The organism is Bradyrhizobium sp. (assembly GCF_022844465.1).
Classification (GTDB): domain Bacteria; phylum Pseudomonadota; class Alphaproteobacteria; order Rhizobiales; family Xanthobacteraceae; genus Bradyrhizobium.
Genome location: NZ_JALHLP010000011.1, coordinates 47,170 through 65,844 on the forward strand (window position 1 = coordinate 47,170; position 18,675 = coordinate 65,844).

Annotated in this window: 16 protein-coding genes and 1 tRNA gene; 11 read left to right on the forward strand and 6 right to left on the reverse strand. The window is 66.0% G+C overall.

The window, feature by feature from the left end:
• Positions 1 to 30 precede the first annotated feature (30 nt).
• Both Q0D31_RS16825 and Q0D31_RS16830 read left to right on the forward strand, forming a co-directional pair.
• Positions 31 to 339 (forward strand): DUF6166 domain-containing protein, encoded by a 309-nt coding sequence (locus Q0D31_RS16825; RefSeq protein WP_291853379.1) that lies wholly within the window; start codon positions 31 to 33, stop codon positions 337 to 339.
• A gap of 1 nt (position 340) precedes the next feature.
• Complete coding sequence (locus Q0D31_RS16830; protein WP_291853383.1) at positions 341 to 1,453, forward strand: Zn-dependent alcohol dehydrogenase; 1,113 nt, start codon at positions 341 to 343, stop codon at positions 1,451 to 1,453.
• A 9-nt stretch (positions 1,454 to 1,462) separates the two neighbouring features.
• Here Q0D31_RS16830 and Q0D31_RS16835 read toward each other — a convergent pair whose 3' ends face one another.
• Together Q0D31_RS16835 and Q0D31_RS16840 are read right to left on the reverse strand one after the other, a co-directional pair.
• The gene (locus Q0D31_RS16835) at positions 1,463 to 2,146 is read right to left on the reverse strand and encodes a GntR family transcriptional regulator (RefSeq protein WP_291853386.1); all 684 of its coding nucleotides are present in this window, start codon (positions 2,144 to 2,146) and stop codon (positions 1,463 to 1,465) included.
• 322 nt (positions 2,147 to 2,468) lie between these two features.
• Entirely contained in the window at positions 2,469 to 3,776 is a 1,308-nt protein-coding gene (locus Q0D31_RS16840; protein WP_291853389.1) for an adenylate/guanylate cyclase domain-containing protein, read from the reverse strand.
• 182 nt (positions 3,777 to 3,958) lie between these two features.
• On the opposite strand from Q0D31_RS16840, the gene Q0D31_RS16845 reads away from it, so the two are divergent.
• A complete protein-coding gene (locus Q0D31_RS16845) occupies positions 3,959 to 4,429 on the forward strand; it encodes a DUF805 domain-containing protein (RefSeq protein WP_291853392.1) in 471 nt (156 codons plus the stop codon).
• A 317-nt stretch (positions 4,430 to 4,746) separates the two neighbouring features.
• On the opposite strand, the gene Q0D31_RS16850 is transcribed toward Q0D31_RS16845, so the two are convergent.
• Positions 4,747 to 4,822, reverse strand: a tRNA-Ile gene (locus tag Q0D31_RS16850).
• 208 nt (positions 4,823 to 5,030) lie between these two features.
• Here Q0D31_RS16850 and Q0D31_RS16855 point away from each other — a divergent pair.
• Positions 5,031 to 6,143, forward strand: coding sequence for a molybdopterin-binding protein (locus Q0D31_RS16855; protein ID WP_291853395.1), 1,113 nt, complete (start codon positions 5,031 to 5,033; stop codon positions 6,141 to 6,143).
• Between the two features lies 1 nt (position 6,144).
• Entirely contained in the window at positions 6,145 to 8,106 is a 1,962-nt protein-coding gene (locus Q0D31_RS16860) for a molybdopterin biosynthesis protein (protein WP_291853398.1), read from the forward strand.
• Between the two features lie 2 nt (positions 8,107 to 8,108).
• Here the strand turns inward: Q0D31_RS16860 and mobA are convergent, their stop codons facing one another.
• Together mobA and fdhD are read right to left on the reverse strand one after the other, a co-directional pair.
• Positions 8,109 to 8,798: a molybdenum cofactor guanylyltransferase MobA gene (mobA, locus tag Q0D31_RS16865; RefSeq protein WP_291853401.1), complete on the reverse strand. Its 690-nt coding sequence runs from the start codon at positions 8,796 to 8,798 to the stop codon at positions 8,109 to 8,111.
• Complete coding sequence (gene fdhD, locus Q0D31_RS16870) at positions 8,743 to 9,633, reverse strand: formate dehydrogenase accessory sulfurtransferase FdhD (protein WP_291853404.1); 891 nt, start codon at positions 9,631 to 9,633, stop codon at positions 8,743 to 8,745. The genes mobA and fdhD overlap by 56 nt, the downstream gene beginning before the upstream one ends.
• 176 nt (positions 9,634 to 9,809) lie before the next feature.
• Here fdhD and mobB point away from each other — a divergent pair, with 176 nt between their 5' ends.
• From mobB to fdhF, 5 genes are all read left to right on the forward strand, one after another.
• Positions 9,810 to 10,337, forward strand: coding sequence for a molybdopterin-guanine dinucleotide biosynthesis protein B (gene mobB, locus Q0D31_RS16875; RefSeq protein ID WP_291853407.1), 528 nt, complete (start codon positions 9,810 to 9,812; stop codon positions 10,335 to 10,337).
• An 8-nt stretch (positions 10,338 to 10,345) separates the two neighbouring features.
• Positions 10,346 to 11,599: a gephyrin-like molybdotransferase Glp gene (glp, locus tag Q0D31_RS16880; RefSeq protein WP_291853411.1), complete on the forward strand. Its 1,254-nt coding sequence runs from the start codon at positions 10,346 to 10,348 to the stop codon at positions 11,597 to 11,599.
• A 35-nt stretch (positions 11,600 to 11,634) separates the two neighbouring features.
• On the forward strand, positions 11,635 to 11,862 hold the full coding sequence (locus Q0D31_RS16885; RefSeq protein ID WP_291853414.1) for a sulfurtransferase TusA family protein: 228 nt from the start codon (positions 11,635 to 11,637) through the stop codon (positions 11,860 to 11,862).
• Between the two features lie 111 nt (positions 11,863 to 11,973).
• Positions 11,974 to 13,683: an NADH-ubiquinone oxidoreductase-F iron-sulfur binding region domain-containing protein gene (locus Q0D31_RS16890; RefSeq protein ID WP_291853419.1), complete on the forward strand. Its 1,710-nt coding sequence runs from the start codon at positions 11,974 to 11,976 to the stop codon at positions 13,681 to 13,683.
• Positions 13,680 to 16,445, forward strand: coding sequence for a formate dehydrogenase subunit alpha (gene fdhF / locus Q0D31_RS16895; RefSeq protein ID WP_291853421.1), 2,766 nt, complete (start codon positions 13,680 to 13,682; stop codon positions 16,443 to 16,445). Before Q0D31_RS16890 ends, fdhF begins: the two co-directional genes overlap by 4 nt.
• Positions 16,446 to 16,621: 176 nt before the next feature.
• Here fdhF and Q0D31_RS16900 read toward each other — a convergent pair whose 3' ends face one another.
• Positions 16,622 to 18,229, reverse strand: coding sequence for an AMP-binding protein (locus Q0D31_RS16900; RefSeq protein WP_291853424.1), 1,608 nt, complete (start codon positions 18,227 to 18,229; stop codon positions 16,622 to 16,624).
• A 189-nt stretch (positions 18,230 to 18,418) separates the two neighbouring features.
• On the opposite strand from Q0D31_RS16900, the gene Q0D31_RS16905 reads away from it, so the two are divergent.
• Positions 18,419 to 18,646 carry a DUF6496 domain-containing protein gene (locus Q0D31_RS16905; RefSeq protein WP_291853428.1) on the forward strand — a complete coding sequence of 76 codons (228 nt, stop codon included), beginning with the start codon at positions 18,419 to 18,421 and terminating at the stop codon, positions 18,644 to 18,646.
• Positions 18,647 to 18,675: the final 29 nt, after the last annotated feature.

An 18,675-nucleotide genomic window follows, 5' to 3' on the forward strand; every position in this document is an offset into this window, starting at 1 on the left:
GTTGCGAATGCCGGAAGACAGGAGAGCAGCATGAAGCACTATGTCGGAGACCGCACCATCGACGGCGTCAAGGTGACCGTTGACGGCGTGCCGCTCGATCCCGCCACCAGCGTGGCGGAATACAGCAGGAACGGTTTCGAGTGGAGCTACGAGGGGCCGGAACCGCGCCAGCTCGCGCTGGCGCTGCTGGTCGACCATCTCGGCGACAACGACGCCGCCAGGGCGGCGCTCGAGCCGTTCATGCAGGCCGTGGTTGCCAATTTCGGCAACGAGTGGGAGATGACCTCCGCGGACATTGACCTGGCGCTGACCGCGCTTCCCGGCAGGGCGGTCGCCTGAAATGACGCTGCAATATCGAGCCGCCGTGCTGCATGCGGCGCAGACGCCGCTAACGATCGAGACGATCACCGCCGCGGCGTTGCAGCCGACGGACGTGCTGGTGCGGATTCTCGCAGCCGGCCTTTGCCACACCGATCTGGAAGTCATCGACGGCTCGCTGCGCTACCCGATGCCGATCGTGCTCGGCCATGAGGCGGCGGGCGTCGTCGAGCGGACCGGAGCGGCGGCGCGCGGCGTCAAGGCCGGCGACCATGTCGTGCTGTCGTGGAATCCGCATTGCGGGCATTGCTTCTACTGCGACCGAGATGCGCCGATCCTGTGTGAACAATATCTCGTCGAAGGCCCCAAGGCGGGCGCCTTCGACGGCGGCGGCCGCGCCGCGCTGGCCGACGGACGTCAGGTGAAGCAACTGATGTTTCTGGGATCGTTCGGCGAATACTGCATCGTCTCGGACCAGCAGGCAATCCCGGTCCCAAAGGAAATTCCGTTCGACCGCGCCTGCCTGATCGGCTGTGGCGTCATGACCGGCGTCGGGGCAGCACTCAATCTCGGCGCCATCGCGCACGGCGACACCGTCATGGTGATCGGTTGCGGCGCGGTCGGGCTTGCCGCGTTGCAAGGCGCGCGGCTGGCGGGCGCCGGGGCCATTATCGCCGTCGATCTCGATCCGGCGAAACTTGCGCTCGCGGCAAAAATGGGCGCGACGCAGGGCGTCGACGCATCGAAGGAGGATGCGGTCGCGTTCGGAAAGCGCGCGACCGGCGGCCGCGGCGTCGATGTGGTGATAGAGGCCGCCGGCAGCGCCGCCGCGTTCCGCAACACCACCGAGGCCGTGCGGCCCGGCGGCCAGGTGATCTGGCTCGGCAAGGTCGATGTCGACAAGGATGTCTCGTTTCGTTGGGGCTCGCTGATGCAGGAGAAGCGCATTCGCCGCGTCAGCTATGGCAATGCGCGCCCGCGCCGCGATTTTCCGCTGCTGGCGCGAGCCTATCTCGACGGCGCGCTTCTGCTGGATGAGCTGATCTCCCGCCGCATTTCGCTTGACGGGATCAACGATGGCTTTGCTTCGCTGAGGCGCGGCGAAACCATTCGCAGCGTCGTCATGTTCGACTGATCCCGCGGCTCAGGTATCGAGCGTCTTGCGCGCGAAGTCCTCGATATAGTCGATCAGCCGGTCGGATGCGGTCGCGGCGGCTTTCGCCTTTTTCTGCGACACCGCCTCGGCGACCGCAGCGTGCAGCTTGGCGGCGAGCGGCAGGTCAGCGACCTCCTGATAGTGCTGGTACCAGAACCGGCGCGAAAGCGCGTTCATCAGCCCGATCGAGCGCCGCGCGAATTCATTGCGGGCGGCGGCTGCGATCAGCATGTTGAAACGCTGGTCGAGCCGCATGAAGGCGATGTCGTCCGACTTGGCCGCGGCCTGAAGCATGGCCCGTGCGACTTCCGCGAACTCGCTGCGCTCCTCTGGCGTGGCGCGTTCGGCCGCAAGCCTCGCCATCAGCCGTTCGAGCTCGCGTCTGACTTCGAGCAGCCGCAACTGCAGCCTCAGATTGATTTCGGAAACCATGATGCCGCGGCGTGGCATGATGACCACCAGCCCGTCGCGTGCCAGCCGCTGCAACGCTTCGCGGATCGGGGTCCGCCCGATTTTCAGCCGAACGGCGAGCGCCTGCTCGGACAGCACGGTGCCCGGAGATAATTGCAGGGTGACAATCATCTCCTCGAGTTCGGCGTAAGCGCGGTCGGTGAGGGTGCCATCCTCGGAAGGGGTGGCTCGGTTGCGACGTTTCGCTGGCGTCCTTGGCACCGCTTCTCCGTATCAGGCAGGTTTGTGATAAATCTTTGACGCATCCCAGAAGTATACTTGAAACATATCAGTCGAACTGGAAAGTACAAGGGTTCGGCCGATGCGGGAACGCGAGATGTTACAAAGCTGACGATGTCCCTGGAAGCGACGTCGTTTTTGCGTCCGGACGAATGGCCCCGCGTTCGCGACGGTGGCCTCGGTGCAAAGCAAGGGCTTCACTTACCTGAAAGTCGGTTGATGAGCGCGGCTGGCGCTATCGTGGCCGCCGCCGCGGGGCGCTGCCGCGTCGAGCCAGTCCATCGCCTAGGTCGCGATATCGGGTCTATGAGGGGCGCTTGTGCGACAGGGGCTGGGCGTCGGCAAGCGGCTTGCGACCGGTCAGGAACCACGTCTGCATGGAGCCCTTGCCCTTGACCTCGATCTCGCCGCGCGGCTCCAGCACGAACTGGTCCTTCAACCGTTCGTAGACGCTATGCGAAATTTGAATTTTTCCCGCAACCCCCGTCGTTTCCATGCGAGCGGCGACGTTCACGGCGTCGCCCCAGACATCGTAGAAGAACTTTCGCGTGCCAACGACACCCGCGACAATCGGCCCGCTGCTGATGCCGATTCGGACCGGCACGCGCCGACCGCGCGGATCCCGCCATTCCATGGCTGTCTCGCGCATCTCCAGCGCCAATGTCGCCAGCGCCTGCGCGTGGTCCGGGCGAGCAGCCGGTGCGCCGCTTATCACCATGTAGGCATCGCCGGTGGTCTTGATTTTTTCGAGCCCGTGGCGGTCCACCAGCCGGTCGAAGTCCGAGAACACGCGGTTGAGAAACCGGACGAGCTCGTCCGGGGCGGTTTCAGACGCCTGCGCCGTGAACCCTTCCATGTCGGCGAATAGAATCGAGGCCTCATCGTGGCGATCGGCGATCACAACATTGCTTTCCTTCTTCAGTCGAGCGGCGATGGGAGAGGGCAGGACGTTGGTGAGAAGTCGCTCGGACCGCTCATACTCACGCTCGGCGATCGTCTCGGCGCGCGCGGCCTCGCGTAGCGCGTAGGATACGATCAGCAGCAGCGCACTGCAGCTGACGACGGTATTCGTGAAAAGACTCGCAACAAGTAGCCACTGCGGCAGCAGTCCGGTGTCATAGGGCACCATCAGCTGCACAGCGATGATCAGGGCCGCCGCAAGCACACCGGCGGCTGTCGCGAGAAATGTGTACCCGGGGCCCACGTACAGAACGGCGAGCGCCACGGCGAGCAGAAAGTAGAACTGAATGCCGACGCCGGTGCCGAGCAAGCACGTGTAGGCGAGAATATCCGCATAGAACAGAACGATGAGGACGATCGGTCCCGCGAGATGGCCAAGGCGATGGAGCTGCGGAATGCCCGCGTAGAGCAGCATCGCGACCGTGTTTGCGAGGGCAAGCCACCAGAACCGCGTGAAATCGAACACAAGCACGACGGCATAGAAGGCGTGAGTGGCCGAAGCGATCCAGGTGGCGAGGTTGACGCCCCGAAGCCGCCTTGCCACCTTCTCTGGGTAGCGATCGGTGCCGAAGCGGATGCCAGGAAACAGGGGCATGCGTGGCGCGCCTCGAATGTTCGAGGGTGCAATGCGGCCGGTATTGAACTCGGTCAAGCAAGCGTGGCCCGGCCAGGCCCAACTTTCCTGGCGGACACCGAGGACTCGTCGCATGGTGCGGAAAAACGTCGCTGAGGCAGAGTCTGCGGCATCGGTATCAAGGAACGCCGTTTCGAACTTAATCAGCCGCCGTACCGACCAATCAACGCACGCCAGAGCTCGCCGTTGACGAGGATGCGATGAAACTGCAGACGATCCTTTTCAGCTTCGACGGCCGGATCGGCCGCCGCATCTATTGGCTGGCGATCCTTGCGCTGATCGTTCCGGTGCAGCTTTTGATCTTCGTTCCCCTCGCGCTCGAAAGCGGAGAGGCGGCCATCCTGTTTGTCGCCTTGGCCTCGCAATTCATGGGAATCTTGAGCCTGTGGCCGATCCTCGCCGTGGGCGCCAAGCGATTGCACGACCGCAACAGGAACGGCTGGTGGCTGCTGGTTTTCTGGCTGCTCCCCTTCGCCCTGCTCGCAGGCGGCTTCAGCATCGCCTTGTTCAACGACCCCGGAACCGGCCGGAGCGGAGATTTCTTCACCGGCGCGATCCTGGTTCTTGCGAGCCTTCCGCCGACGCTATGGGGCATCGTCGAGCTCGGCATTCTGCCGGGCACCAGGGGACCGAACCTCTACGGCGCCGACCCGGCGCGACAGCCGGCTTGAAAACCGCGAGCTGCCCCGAAGCATCCATTGGGCAGGCCCAGGGGCTATCCTGAAAATGTGCGCGATGATGAATTAGTGCCCGTGATTTGCCCGACGTGTCAAAGTGTTTTCGCGGGTCAAAGCATCCACGCCGGCGACGCCGCGCTCCTTTGCATGGGGTTGTTTTCGATATTTTGGTTGGGAGGCTTGCCGAGCCGTAGCTCGCGCGCCCAGCCCGCCTACGCCCGATGGGCTTCGGCGCGGCAGCTCTCACTCGCTTCGCTCGGAGAGGTCACGGACTGGCTTGCCTAGCCGAAGCTCGCGAAGCGAGCGAAGGCTGGTGGGCCTGCCTGGACTCGAACCAGGAACCAGACCGTTATGAGCGGCCGGCTCTAACCATTGAGCTACAGGCCCCGCCGTGCGCGCCCGCGGCAAGCGGTCGGCGACGGTGCCGCCATCGTTTACAGGCAGCCCATCGATCCGGCAATGCCGCCATCGCGGCCCAGAACAGGCTGTTTCAGCCCTGCTGAGCGGGTCTCAACCCGGTCAAGTGCCGGAGGACAGGCGCGACTTGTTCCGCACCCCTGTTTATTTCCGCACCGATTCAGGGCATAGGCGGGCCATGAGTTCGAACCAGCGTTTGCCGCCTGCCTTGACACCACTTGACGCCGCCCTTGCCGCGCTGCTGCATGGCGTGGCGCCGGTCGCGCCGATGGAGCTTTCATTGGCGGAGGCGCTGCGCTGCGTCGCCGCCGAGATGCCGCCGCTTGACGCCGTTCCGCCGCGCGACATCGCCGCGGCGGATGGCTTTGCGCTTCGCGCCCGCGATCTGGTCGGAGCGTCCGCCTATTCGCCGCTGCCGCTGGCGACGCCGCCGGCCTGGGTCGAGGTCGGCGAAGCCATGCCGGAGGCTTGCGACTGCGTGCTGGATTCCGATTCCATCGATCTGTCCGGCCCGGTCGCGCAGGTGCTGGCGGAAGCGATCCCGGGGCAGGGCGTGCGTCGCGCGGGCAGCGATATCGCGGCCGGCCGCCGCGTCGTCGAGCCGGGCCGGCGCGTGCTGCCGCGCGATCTCTTGATCGCGCGCGCGGCCGGAATGGCGCGCCTGACGGTGCGGCGGCCGCGCGTGCTTGTCGTCAATGTTCCCGGCGACACCGTGACCGCCGACCTGATCGCCGAGAGCGCGCGCAGTGCGGGCGCCGAGGTCGCCGTGTTGACGCCCGCCAGCCGCGACGCCGGATCGATCGCGGCGGCGCTGGAGGCGGGCGGATGCGACCTGCTGCTGATCGTCGGCGGCTCCGGCGTCGGCCGCACCGATGCGGCGGTGGTGGCGCTGGCCGCGCGCGGCGAAGTGCTCGCCCACGGCATTGCGGTACAGCCCGGCCGGACTTCGGCCGTGGGCCGGATCGGCAAGACACCTGTTGTCGTGCTGCCGGGCGCGCCGGACCAGGCCTTCGCGGCGTGGTGGACGCTGGCGCTTCCCGCGCTCGATCGCCTGTCCGGCCGCCGGCCGCGCAAGGCGCTCAATCTGCCGCTGGCGCGCAAGATTGCATCCAGCGTCGGCATCGCGGAGGTGGTGCTGCTGGAGCGAAAGCAGTGCATCTGGATCACGCTGGCGGCGGGCGATCTGTCGCTCGATGCCATCGCCCGCGCCGAAGCCTGGATTGCGGTGCCGGGTGGCGCGGAAGGTTTCGCGGCCGGTACGGCGGTCGATGGCTATATGCTGCGGGAATGACATGAATTCGGGAACGAGCAACACGCCCTTGTCGGGAAGCCGCGACAATCCCGATCAGGACCAGTTCCTGACCATCCTGTCGCGCGAGGACGCGCTGGCGCGGTTCGAGGCCGCGCTGTTTCCGCGCGAGGTTCCGCGCGAGCAGGGCGCGCTCGCTGACGTCCTCGGCTGCGCGCTCGCCGAGGACGTGGTGGCGCCGATCGACGTGCCGCCGTTCGACCGTTCCAACGTCGATGGCTTTGCGGTGCGTTCCGCCGACCTCGCCTCCGCCGGCGAAGCCGCGATGGTACGGCTGAAGTTGAACGACGAGGTGATCGCCTGCGGCGTCGCGCCGACCCGGCCGGTGTTGTCGGGGACGGCGACGCCGATAGCAACCGGAGGGCCAGTGCCACGCGGGGCCGACGCTATCGTGATGGTCGAGCACACCCAGCCGGCGGGCCGGCAGGCCATCGAAATCCGCCGGAGTGCGTCGCCCGGCCAGTTCGTGTCCTATGCCGGCTCCGATATCGCCCGCGGCGAGGCGCTCTTGCGCGCAGGCACCGTGATCGGCTCGCGCGAGATCGGCATGTTGGCGGCCTGCGGCATCGCGCAAGTCAGCGTGGCGCGGCGACCGATTGTGGCGGTCATCTCCACGGGTGACGAACTGGTGCAGCCCGGCGCGCCGCTTGCCCCCGCCGCGATCTACGACACCAACGGCGCCATCGTCACCGCCGCGATCACGGAGAATGGCGGCGAGGCGCGGTTTCTCGGCGCGATTCCGGACGACGAAGCGCAGCTGGAAGCGGCGATGCGCGCCGCGCTCGCGAACAGCGACATGCTGGTGCTGTCCGGCGGCACCTCGAAGGGCGCGGGCGACGTGTCGTACCGTCTCATCGGCCGGCTCGGCAAGCCCGGCGTCATCGCCCATGGCGTCGCGCTCAAGCCCGGCAAGCCGCTGTGTCTCGCGGTATGTGACGGCAAGCCCGTGGTCATCCTGCCGGGATTCCCGACTTCGGCGATGTTCACCTTCCATGACATGATCGTGCCGGTCCTGCGGCGGATGGCGGGCCTGCCGCCGCGCACGGACGCCACGGTCAGCGCCCGGCTTCCGGTGCGGATCGCCTCCGAACTCGGCCGCACCGAATTCGTCATGGTGTCGCTGGTCGAAGGGTCGGACGGATTGATCGCTTACCCCTCCGGAAAAGGCTCCGGCGCCATCACCTCGTTTGCGCAGGCCGACGGCTTTCTGCGCATCGACGCGCTGGCCGACCAGATGCCGGCCGGCGCGCAAGCCGAGGTCACGCTGTTCACGCCGCATGTGCGGGTGCCGGATCTCGTCATCATCGGCAGCCACTGCACCGGGCTTGATCTCATCACCGCGCCGCTGGGGCGTGCCGGGCTCTCGGTGCGTTCCATCGCCGTCGGAAGCCTTGGCGGCCTCGCGGCGGCCAAGCGCGGCGAGTGCGATCTCGCGCCGATCCACCTGTTCAACGAGGAGACCGAAACCTACAACGCGCCGTATCTCACCGAAGGCCTGGAGCTGGTGCCGGGCTGGCGCCGCATGCAGGGCATCGTGTTTCGCCACGGCGATCCGCGATTCGAAGCAAGGTCGGCGGTTGAGGCCGTGCGCGCGGCGCTGGCCGATCCCGCCTGCATCATGGTCAACCGCAACCAGGGCGCCGGCACGCGCATCCTGATCGACCGGCTGCTCGGCGATGCGCGCCCTGACGGCTACTGGAACCAGCCGCGCTCGCACAATGCGGTGGCCGCCGCCGTCGCGCAGCACCGCGCCGACTGGGGCATGACCATTGCGCCGGTCGCGCATGCGTCAAACCTGGGTTTCATTCCCTTTGCCGAAGAGCATTATGACTTCGCGCTGGTAAAGGCGCGCAAGCAGCGGTCGGCGGTGCAGGCCTTTCTCGACGCGATTGCGTCCGAGGAAGGCCGCGCGGCGCTGGCAAGAGCGGGGTTTCGGCCGGCCTGAAGCTACCCGCCATCCAGCGCCGCCAGACGCTCGGCCTCGGCGATGTCATCGATGGTGTTGGCGTTGAAGAACGGGTCGAGCGGCGCAATCGGCCATGTCACGGTGGCGAGCCTGTAGCGCGCGGTCCAGCGGTCGATCTTCCTGACGTCCTCGACCACAAGCGCGTGGCGCAGCTGTTCGCGCAAGGCGACGCTCCAGAGCCCGATCACCGGATGCGTCTGGCCGCCGGAGGCGGCAACCGCAAGCTCGGCCTTCTCGGCCACGAGCGCGCCGTGCAGCCGCGACACCAGATCGCGCGGCAGGAACGGGCAGTCGGCGGCAGCGCTGAGAACAAGTTGAACATCCGGCCGGTTGGCCGCGGCCCAGTCGAGCGCCGCCAGAATGCCGGCGAGCGGCCCCGGAAAATCGGCGACGCCGTCCGCGATCACCGGCAGTCCGAACGTGGCAAAGCGCGCGGGATCGCCATTGGCGTTGAGAACGAGCCCGTCGCACTGCGGCTGCAACCGCGCGATCACCCGATCGAGAATGGTGCGGCCGCCGATTGCGCGCATTGGCTTGTCGCCGCCGCCCATCCGCCGCGCCAATCCACCGGCAAGCAGCACGCCGGGAATCGTCCGTGCGTCCCCCGGCGTCGCGTCAGTCTTCACGGTCTTCGCCCTTGCGTTTGTGTCGCGCCGATTCCTCCTCGACATAGTCGAGGTTCTGGTCGTAGATGATGCGCTCCTGTCCCGACAGCGCGATGAAGCGCTTTCCCCGCGTGCGCCCGACCAGCGTCAGTCCGACCTGGCGCGCCAGATCGACGCCCCACGCAGTAAATCCGGAGCGCGACACCAGGATCGGAATTCCCATCCGCACCGTCTTGATCACCATTTCGGAAGTGAGCCGTCCGGTGGTGTAGAGGATCTTGTCGGCGGGATCGACGCCGTGGCGGTAGATCCAGCCGGCGATCTTGTCGACGGCGTTGTGGCGGCCGACATCCTCGGTGTAGCAGACCGGCCGGCCCTCCTTGCACAGCACGCAGCCGTGGATGGCGCCGGCTTCCAGATACAGCGAGGGCATGGTGTTGATCGCATGCGTCATCTGGTAGAGCCAGGAGGTGCGCAGTTGCGCCTTCGGCAGCGCCACGCTTTCGATGGCCTCCAGCAGGTCGCCGAACGCCGTGCCCTGCGCGCAGCCTGAAGTCTGCGTGCGCTTCTTCAGTTTGGCTTCAAAATTGGTGTGATGTTCTGTTCGCACCACCACCACCTGCAGGTCGTCATCGTATTCCACCTCGGTGACGGCATCGTCATATTTCAGCATGTTCTGGTTCAACAGGTAGCCCAGCGCCAGATACTCCGGATAGTCGCCGATCGTCATCATGGTGACGATCTCCTGCGCGTTCAGGTACAGCGTCAGCGGCCGTTCCACCGGCACCCGGATTTCGGCCGTGGCGCCGTTCTGGTCGATCCCGGCGACGCGCTCGGTCAGCCGCGGATCCCGGGGATTCGGCACGATCAGGGGGGCGGGGATTTTGTCGATTTTCATCATAAGGCACAGCGTAGCATGACATTCGCTGTCAGCCGATATAAAGCATTTCAGGCTATGAACAATGCGGCTGCTGCCGTCATTGCGAGCGAAGCGAAGCAATCCATGGTGCAGAAAAGGAAGCCTGGATTGCTTCGCTCCGCTCGCAATGACAGTTTGCGCCGGTGCCGGAGAACAACATGAAAGTGATAGGCCTCGCGGGATGGAGCGGCGCCGGCAAGACCACCTTGCTGACGCGGGCGATCCCGTATTTTCTCAAGGACGGCCTGCGCGTTTCCGTCATCAAGCACGCCCACCACGCCTTCGATGTCGACGTGCCCGGGAAGGATTCCTGGCGGCACCGCGAGGCTGGCGCGGCCGAAGTCCTGGTGTCGTCCAGCCAGCGCTGGGCGCTGATGCGTGAACTTCGCGGCGCCGCCGAGCCGCGATTGCCGGAACTGCTGGCGAAGCTGTCGCGGGTCGATCTCGTCGTCGTCGAGGGCTTCAAGCGCGAGCCGCACCGCAAGATCGAGGTCCATCGCGCCGCCAATGGCAAGCCGCTGCTGTTTCCCGACGATCCCGGCGTAGTCGGGATTGTGACCGATACCCCGGTTGAAACCAGGCTGGCGACCGCCCACCTCGACGATGTCGCGGCCGTGGCGGCGATGCTGCTGCGCTCGGCCGTTTCGATCGAAGACGTGCTGGCTGCATGCGAAGCTGAGGGCTGATCCGGCAGATGGCGCAATTGTCCGACGATTGCTTTGCCTTTGGCGGCCCGATGATGTCGGTGGACGAGGCCATCGCTTTGATCGCCGCGCGCGTGACGCCGGTGCGGGACATGGAAACCGTGGCTCTCGCCGGCGCCGACGGCCGTGTGCTGGCGCGGGATATAACGGCGCCGCTGCCGCTGCCACCCTTCACCAATTCCGCCGTCGACGGTTACGCGGTGTCGAGCCGCGACCTGCCGCAAGACCAGGAATTGTCGTTCGCGGTTACCGGGCGCGTCCAGGCCGGCGGCTCCGCGGGCGGGCCGCTTGCACAGGGGCGGGCGATGCGGATTTTCACCGGCGCGCCGATGCCCGACGGCGCCGACACCGTGTTCATGCAGGAAGACGTCCGTCTCGAGGGAGACAAGGTCGTTTTGCCTGCCGGCCTCAAGCCGGGCGCCAATGTGCGCCCGGCAGGAGAGGATGTTGCATTGGGCGATCCGGCGCTGAAGTCGGGCCAGCGGCTGCGGCCGCAGGACGTGGCGCTGGTGGCGGCCTTTGGCCTCACCCGGCTCGACGTCGTCAGACGCCTGCGGGTGGCGGTGTTCTCCACCGGCAACGAACTGGCTTCGCCCGGCGAGGCGCGCGACCCGGCGCAGTTGTTCGATTCCAACCGCTACATGCTGATGGCGATGCTGGCGCGGCTCGGCTGCGAGGTCAGCGATCTCGGCATCATCAGGGACGATCGCGCCGCGCTTGCCAGCGCGTTGCAGGACGTGGCCGGCACCCATGACCTTATCCTCACGACTGGCGGCGTTTCAACCGGCGAGGAGGATCACGTCAAGGCGAGCGTCGAAAGCGTAGGCAGTCTGGTGCTGTGGCGGATGGCGATCAAGCCCGGACGTCCCGTCGCCATGGGGGTCATCGCCGGCACGCCGTTCATCGGCTTGCCGGGCAACCCGGTGGCGAGTTTCGTGACCTTCGTTCACGTGGTGCGGCCGACAATCCTGGCGCTGTCGGGCGCGAGGCAGGAGAATCTGCTGCCCCTGCCGGTACGCGCCGGCTTCAGCTACAGGAAGAAGATCGCGCGCCGCGAATATGTCCGGGTCAGTTTGCGCAGGGCGGCCGATGGCGTGCTTGAGGCGGTGAAATTCCCGCGCGAGGGCGCCGGGCTGTTGTCCTCGCTGGTCGATACCGACGGCCTGGTCGAACTCGGCGAAACCGTCACACGGGTCGAGCCCGGCGAGAGCGTCGGGTTCCTGGCCTATGCCAGCCTGATGTGATTGACGCCGATCTCCCGCTTCGCCATGTTTGCGACATGACCACGACAAAACTTGATCTCACCGGCCTGAAATGCCCGTTGCCGGCGCTCAAGACGCGCAAGGCGCTGAAGACGATCACGCCGGGCGACTTCCTCGAAGTGCATTGCACTGATCCATTGTCGGTGATCGACATTCCCAATCTGATCCGGGAAACCGGCGACAAGGTCGAGATCGCCGAACGCGTGGAAAGCCGGATCGTTTTCCTGATCGAAAAGACAGGATAAAACGGTTCCGACGCCCGCTCTTAAATGCTTCTCAACCGCCATAATTCTCTTGGCATCTGGCATGCCAGAGACTAGGTTTGATTGATGTTGAGCGGCAAACGAGACGTTTAGATGGATCACGACCCCCAACAAGTCCGCGCGTTCGAGCACCCAGGCGCGGGGCGGAAGCGGGCCAAGTCGACCCCCAAGGGCCGCCAGATCGATCCCACCGCCGCGCACGACATCGCGCTTCTGCTCGGCGACCGGCCGCGTCGGCGCGATCTCCTGATCGAACACCTGCACCTGATCCAGGACAAGTATCACCAGATCTCGGCGGCGCACCTGGCAGCGCTGGCCGACGAGATGAAGCTGTCGTTTGCGGAAGTGTTCGAGACCGCGACCTTCTATGCGCATTTCGATGTGGTGAAGGAGGGTGAACCCGACATCGCGCCGCTGACTATTCGCGTCTGCGACTCCCTGACCTGCGCCATGCTGGGCGCGGAACAGCTGCTGCGCGAATTGCAGAACACGGCCGGCCCCGGCATCCGCGTGGTGCGCGCGCCCTGTGTCGGTCGTTGCGACACCGCTCCTTCAGCCGAAGTCGGCCATCACTTCGTCGACCATGCCACCGTGACGAGCGTGCTTGCCGCGGCCAAGGCCGGCGACACCCATGCGCATCTGCCAAAATATGTCGACTATGACGCCTATGTCGCCGACGGCGGCTACGCGCTGCTCAATCGTCTTCGTTCCGGGGCAATGACGCGGGACGATCTCCTGAAGTCGCTCGACGACGCCTCGCTGCGCGGCCTCGGCGGCGCGGGCTTTCCCACCGGGCGCAAATGGCGCGCGGTGCTCGGCGAGCCCGGCCCGCGGCTGATGGCGATCAATGGCGACGAGGGCGAGCCCGGCACCTTCAAGGACCGCTATTATCTCGAAACCGATCCGCATCGTTTCATCGAGGGCATGCTGATCGGCGCCCACGTGGTCGAGGCGACCGACGTCTATATCTACATGCGCGATGAATATCCGGCCTCGCGCGAAATTCTCGCGCGCGAGATCGCCAGGCTGCCGCCCGGCGGTCCGGTCCTGCATATGCGGCGCGGCGCCGGCGCCTATATCTGCGGCGAGGAATCCTCGCTGCTGGAAAGCATCGAGGGCAAGCGCGGCCTGCCCCGGCACAAGCCGCCATATCCGTTCCAGGTCGGCCTGTTCGGCCTGCCGACGCTGATCAACAACCTCGAGACGCTGTGGTGGGTGCGCGACATCGTCGAGAAGGGCGCCGGCTGGTGGAAGAGCCACGGCCGCAACGACCGCCACGGTCTGCGCAGCTATTCAGTGTCGGGCCGCGTCAAGAATCCCGGCATGAAGCTGGCGCCGGCCGGAATCACGGTGCGCGAGCTGATCGATGAGTTCTGCGGCGGCATGGCTGACGGACATGTTTTCCAGGCTTATCTGCCCGGCGGCGCGTCGGGCGGCATCCTGCCGGCGTCGATGGACAGCATTCCGCTCGATTTCGGCGCGCTGGAAAAATACGGCTGCTTCATCGGCTCCGCCGCCGTCATCGTCCTGTCCGGGCACGACAGCGTCAGGGATGCGGCGCTCAACCTGATGCGCTTCTTCGAGGATGAAAGCTGCGGCCAGTGTACGCCGTGCCGGGTCGGCACCGAGAAAGCGGCGATCCTGATGGCGCGGCCGGTCTGGGACCTCGAGCTGCTGGACCAGTTGAGCCAGGCGATGCGCGACGCCTCGATCTGCGGGCTCGGCCAGGCGGCGTCGAATCCACTGACGTCGGTGATCAAATACTTTCCGGAAGAGTTCGTGCCGAAAGAGGCCGCGGAATGACCAGGATTACATTCGAACTCGACGGCAAACAGGTCGAGGCCGGCGCCGGCGAAACCATCTGGCAAGTCGCCAAACGTCACGAGAGAGAAATTCCGCATCTGTGCTATTCGCCGGCGCCGGACTATCGGCCCGACGGCAATTGCCGCGCCTGCATGGTCGAGATCGAAGGCGAGCGCGTGCTGGCCGCGTCCTGCACGCGCACCCCGAGCGTCGGCATGAAGGTAAAGACCGCGAGCGCGCGCGCGGTGGCGGCGCAGAAGATGGTGATGGAGCTCCTGGTCGCCGATCAGCCGGCGCGTGCAACCTCGCACGATCCCGATTCGAAATTCTGGCGCTGGGCCGAAAAGGTCGAGGTGACCGAAAGCCGCTTCCCCGCCGCCGAGCGCTGGGCCGGCGATACCAGCCATCCCGCGATGAGCGTCAATCTCGACGCCTGCATCCAGTGCGGCCTGTGCGTGCGCGCCTGCCGCGAGGTGCAGGTCAACGACGTCATCGGCATGGCCTATCGCAGTCACGGATCGAAGATCGTGTTCGACTTCGACGATCCGATGGGCGAGTCCACCTGCGTCGCCTGCGGCGAATGCGTGCAGGCCTGCCCGACCGGCGCCTTGATGCCCTCGGTGATGCTGGACGAGAACCAGACCCGCGTCACCTACGCCGACCGCAAGGTCGATTCGCTGTGCCCGTTCTGCGGCGTCGGCTGCCAGGTTACCTATCAGGTCAAGGACGAGAAGGTGATCTACGCCGAGGGCCGCGACGGCCCGGCCAACCACAACCGCCTCTGCGTCAAGGGCCGCTTCGGCTTCGACTATATCCACCATCCGCATCGTCTGACCAAGCCGCTGGTGCGGTTGCCGAACGCGAAGAAGGACGCCAACGACCAGGTCGATCCGGCCAATCCCTTCACGCATTTCCGCGAAGCCTCGTGGGACGAGGCGCTGGACATCGCCGCCGGCGGCCTCGTTAGAATTCGCGACGCGAAGGGCGTCAAGGCACTGGCCGGGTTCGGCTCGGCCAAGGGCTCCAACGAGGAGGCCTATCTGTTCCAGAAGCTGGTGCGCACCGGCTTTGGCTCCAACAATGTCGATCACTGCACACGGCTCTGCCACGCCTCGTCGGTGGCGGCGCTGATGGAGGGATTGAATTCAGGCGCGGTGTCGGCGCCGTTTGCCGCCGCCATGGACGCCGAGGTCATCATCGTGATCGGCGCCAACCCGACCGTGAATCATCCGGTCGCCGCCACCTACATCAAGAACGCTGCCCAGCGCGGCGCCAAGCTGATCGTGATCGATCCGCGCCAGCAGTCGCTGTCGCGCCACGCCTGGCGGCATCTCGCCTTCAAGCCCGGCAGCGACGTCGCGCTGCTGAACGCGATGCTGCACACCATCATCACCGAGGGGCTGGCCGACCAGCAATATATCGCGGGCTATACCGAAGGGTTTGATGAGCTGGCCGAGCGCATCAAGGATTTCCCGCCGGAGAAGATGGAGGCGATCTGCGGTATCCCCGCGGAGACGCTGAAGGAGGTGGCGCGGGTCTATGCGCGCTCGCGCGCCTCGATCATCTTCTGGGGCATGGGCATCAGCCAGCACATCCACGGCACCGACAACGCGCGCTGCCTTATCGCGCTGGCGTTGATCACGGGCCAGGTCGGCCGCCCCGGCACCGGGTTGCATCCGCTGCGCGGCCAGAACAACGTGCAGGGCGCCTCCGACGCCGGCCTGATCCCGATGTTCCTGCCGGACTACCAGCCGGTCGGCCGTACCGATTTGCGCCAGCCCTTTGAAAAGCTTTGGGGCCGGGAGCTCGATCCGGTGCGCGGCCTGACCGTGGTCGAGATCATGAACGCCATCCACGCCGGCGAAATCTCGGGCATGTACATCGAGGGCGAGAATCCGGCGATGTCGGACCCCGACCTGCAGCACGCGCGCGAAGCGCTGGCCCGGCTCGAGCATCTGGTGGTGCAGGACCTGTTCGTTACCGAGACCGCGTTCCACGCCGACGTGATCCTGCCGGCCTCCGCATTCGCGGAAAAGTCCGGCACCTTCACCAACACCGACCGCCGGGTGCAGCTCGCGCGCGAGGTGATCAAGCCGCCCGGCGAGGCGCGCCAGGATCTCTGGATCATCCAGGAAATCGGCAAGCGCATGGGGCTGCCCTGGAACTATAGCGGTCCGGCCGACGTCTTTGCCGAGATGACGCAGGTGATGCCGTCGCTGAAGAACATCAGCTGGGAGCGGCTGGTACGCGAGGGCGCGGTGACCTATCCGGTCGATGCGCCCGACAAGCCCGGCAACGAGATCATCTTCACCACCGGGTTCCCGACCGCGAGCGGCCGCGGCAGGATCGTGCCGGCGAACGTCATCGCGCCGGACGAGGTGCCTGACGCCGAATATCCGATGGTGCTGTCGACGGGCCGGGTGCTCGAACACTGGCACACGGGATCGATGACCCGCCGCGCCAGCGTGCTCGATGAGCTTGAGCCGGAGGCGGTGGCGTTCATGTCGCCGCGCGACATGCGGCGTCTCGGGGTGTGGCCCGGCGATTTCGTCAGGCTGGAAACCCGCCGCGGCGCGGTCGAGGTCAAGGTGCGTTCCGACCGCGATGTGCCCGACAACATGGTGTTCATGCCGTTCTGCTACGCGGAGGCAGCGGCCAACCTGCTGACCAACCCGGCGCTCGACCCGTTCGGCAAAATCCCTGAATTCAAGTTCTGCGCAGTAAGGGCCGAGAAGGCGGGACAGCAGGCGGCGGCGGAATAGGCGAGATGGTCCGGCAAGCGGCCTGACCATCGTTCCTCCGTCATTCCGGGGCGATGCAAAGCATCGAACCCGGAATCCACGGCGGCACCAACTCGAGCGGTTGGATGGATTCCGGGCCTGCGGCGGATCGTCAGGCCGCGTCTCTTCAGTCGGTTCGGAGGCGATGACGCACGAACCTAGAGCGCCGTCATCTCGCCCTTGGTCCAGGCTTCCCGCAGCTTGAACTTCTGGATCTTGCCCGATCCCGTCAGCGGAAACGCATCGACGACGAACCAGTGTTTTGGCGTCTTGTGCGGGGCCAGCGCGGCGCGCATGTAGTCGATCAATTCGTCCTTGTCGATGGCGGCGCCGGGCGCAGGCCGGATGAAGGCTGCGACCTCTTCGCCCCACTTTTCGTTGGGAACGCCGATGACGGCGACTTCGCCGACCTTGGGATGCCGGAACAATAGCTCTTCCAGCTCGCGCGGATAGATGTTTTCGCCGCCGCGGATGATCATGTCCTTGAGCCGGCCTTCCACCGTGCAGTAGCCGCGTGAATCCATCGCGCAGAGATCGCCGGTATGCAGCCAGCCATCGGCGTCGATGGCGGCCGCGGTGGCGTCCGGCATTTCGAAATAGCCGAGCATGACGTGATAGCCGCGGGTGCAGAACTCGCCGATGGTGCCGATCGGCACCGTCTGGCCGGTGTCGGGGTCGATGATCTTGGTTTCCATGTTGGGAAGCGGCAGGCCGATCGTATTGGCCTTGTCCTCGACGCTGTCGTCGGTGCGGGTTTGCGCCGCGACCGGCGAGCATTCGGTCTGGCCGAACACGATGGTGAAGGGCGCGCCGAGCTTCTCCTCGAACAGCCGGACCAGCGGCGCCGGCACCGTGGAGCCGCCGGAGCAGATCGCCTTGACCGAGGAGAGGTCGGTGGTCGGAAATGACGGGTGTTCCAGCATGGCGACCAGCATGGTGGGAACGCCGACCATGGCGTTGCCGCGATAGGTGCCGAACATTTCAAGCACCAGTGCCGGGTCGAAGGCCTCGATCAGCACCTGCGTCGCCGCTTTCGACACCGCGCCGATCACGCAGCAGACGCAGCCGCCGGTGTGAAACAACGGCATGGTGGTGATGAAGACATCGCCGGGATCGACGCCCATCCGTTCGGCGGTGTCGGCGCCGTTGTTCAGAAGTCCGCGGTGGCGGAGCAGGGCTCCCTTCGGAAAGCCTGTCGTGCCTGACGTGTACTGGATCATCACGGGATCATCGGGGCGGACGGCGGGAAGTTCGATCCGTTCATCATCGCCTGCGGCGATGAAGGCGTCCCAATCGTCAAAGCAGATGATCTCCCGCAACTCGCGGCAGTTCGGCGCCACCGCCCGTACCGTCTCCAGCATCGGGTTGCCGCGGAAGCCGTTGGCGACGAACACCCCGGCGGCGCGCGACTGTTTCAACACATACTCCACCTCCCTGGCGCGGAAGGCCGGGTTGACGGTCACGAGCACCATGCCCGCGAGCCCCGCGCCGAACTCGAGCATCACCCATTCCGGCAGGTTCTGCGCCCAGACCGCAATGCGCTCCCCGGGCTTGAAGCGGGTGAGCAGCGCCCGCGCGGTGCGCCTTGCCTCACGGTATAGCTGCGCGTAGGTCCATTGCCGTCGCAGCGCCGGATCTGGAACGCCGGCAATCAGCGCGACTCGATCGGGGGCCGCCTCGGCCGCGTTGCGCAAGAGGTCGCCGAACGTCATCTCCCGTACCGCCGGCGTGCCCGGTCCTGCGACGTGCGATTGCGTCAATGCCATCTGGTGCTCCCGGTTCGGCGTGGTTGTTGTCGCTGGCGTCAGACGCCGCTTACGTCCAAAATGCCTTCCGTATCCGGTCAATGCAAGCCGGAGCGAAGCCGGCGGCGTCGCGCCCCCGGCAGGCGGGGTGGGCAGAGGCGGAACCTCGCCTGGTGAAGCGGATTGTTTTCTCTCCAGCGGAGCAAAGCCATGGCACGCAAATACTCGAAGAAAGCGTCCGCCGATGTCGAGCGCGCGATGAAGAAGCGCAAGGCCGGCACCTTGCGCAGCGGTCGGTCCGGCAAGAAGGTCACCAGCCGCAAACAGGCGATTGCGATCGGCCTGTCCGAGGCGCGCGCCAAAGGGCGGAAGGTGCCGAAAAAGACCGCTAAGAAACGAAACGCAGCGAAGAAGTCGAAGCGGAAGGCAGGGCGATAGCGTTGAAACTCTCGTTGCCGGCGCTTTGG

Bases quoted from the DNA above. Each gene is read 5' to 3' on its own strand.
- Q0D31_RS16825 (WP_291853379.1), top strand. From the start codon at position 31: ATGAAGCACTATGTCGGAGACCGCACCATCGACGGCGTCAAGGTGACC.
- Q0D31_RS16830 (WP_291853383.1), top strand. From the start codon at position 341: ATGACGCTGCAATATCGAGCCGCCGTGCTGCATGCGGCGCAGACGCCG.
- Q0D31_RS16845 (WP_291853392.1), top strand. From the start codon at position 3,959: ATGAAACTGCAGACGATCCTTTTCAGCTTCGACGGCCGGATCGGCCGC.
- Q0D31_RS16855 (WP_291853395.1), top strand. From the start codon at position 5,031: ATGAGTTCGAACCAGCGTTTGCCGCCTGCCTTGACACCACTTGACGCC.
- Q0D31_RS16860 (WP_291853398.1), top strand. From the start codon at position 6,145: ATGAATTCGGGAACGAGCAACACGCCCTTGTCGGGAAGCCGCGACAAT.
- mobA (WP_291853401.1), bottom strand. From the start codon at position 8,798: ATGTCGAGGAGGAATCGGCGCGACACAAACGCAAGGGCGAAGACCGTG.
- fdhD (WP_291853404.1), bottom strand. From the start codon at position 9,633: ATGATGAAAATCGACAAAATCCCCGCCCCCCTGATCGTGCCGAATCCC.
- mobB (WP_291853407.1), top strand. From the start codon at position 9,810: ATGAAAGTGATAGGCCTCGCGGGATGGAGCGGCGCCGGCAAGACCACC.
- glp (WP_291853411.1), top strand. From the start codon at position 10,346: ATGGCGCAATTGTCCGACGATTGCTTTGCCTTTGGCGGCCCGATGATG.
- Q0D31_RS16885 (WP_291853414.1), top strand. From the start codon at position 11,635: ATGACCACGACAAAACTTGATCTCACCGGCCTGAAATGCCCGTTGCCG.
- Q0D31_RS16890 (WP_291853419.1), top strand. From the start codon at position 11,974: ATGGATCACGACCCCCAACAAGTCCGCGCGTTCGAGCACCCAGGCGCG.
- fdhF (WP_291853421.1), top strand. From the start codon at position 13,680: ATGACCAGGATTACATTCGAACTCGACGGCAAACAGGTCGAGGCCGGC.
- Q0D31_RS16900 (WP_291853424.1), bottom strand. From the start codon at position 18,229: ATGGCATTGACGCAATCGCACGTCGCAGGACCGGGCACGCCGGCGGTA.
- Q0D31_RS16905 (WP_291853428.1), top strand. From the start codon at position 18,419: ATGGCACGCAAATACTCGAAGAAAGCGTCCGCCGATGTCGAGCGCGCG.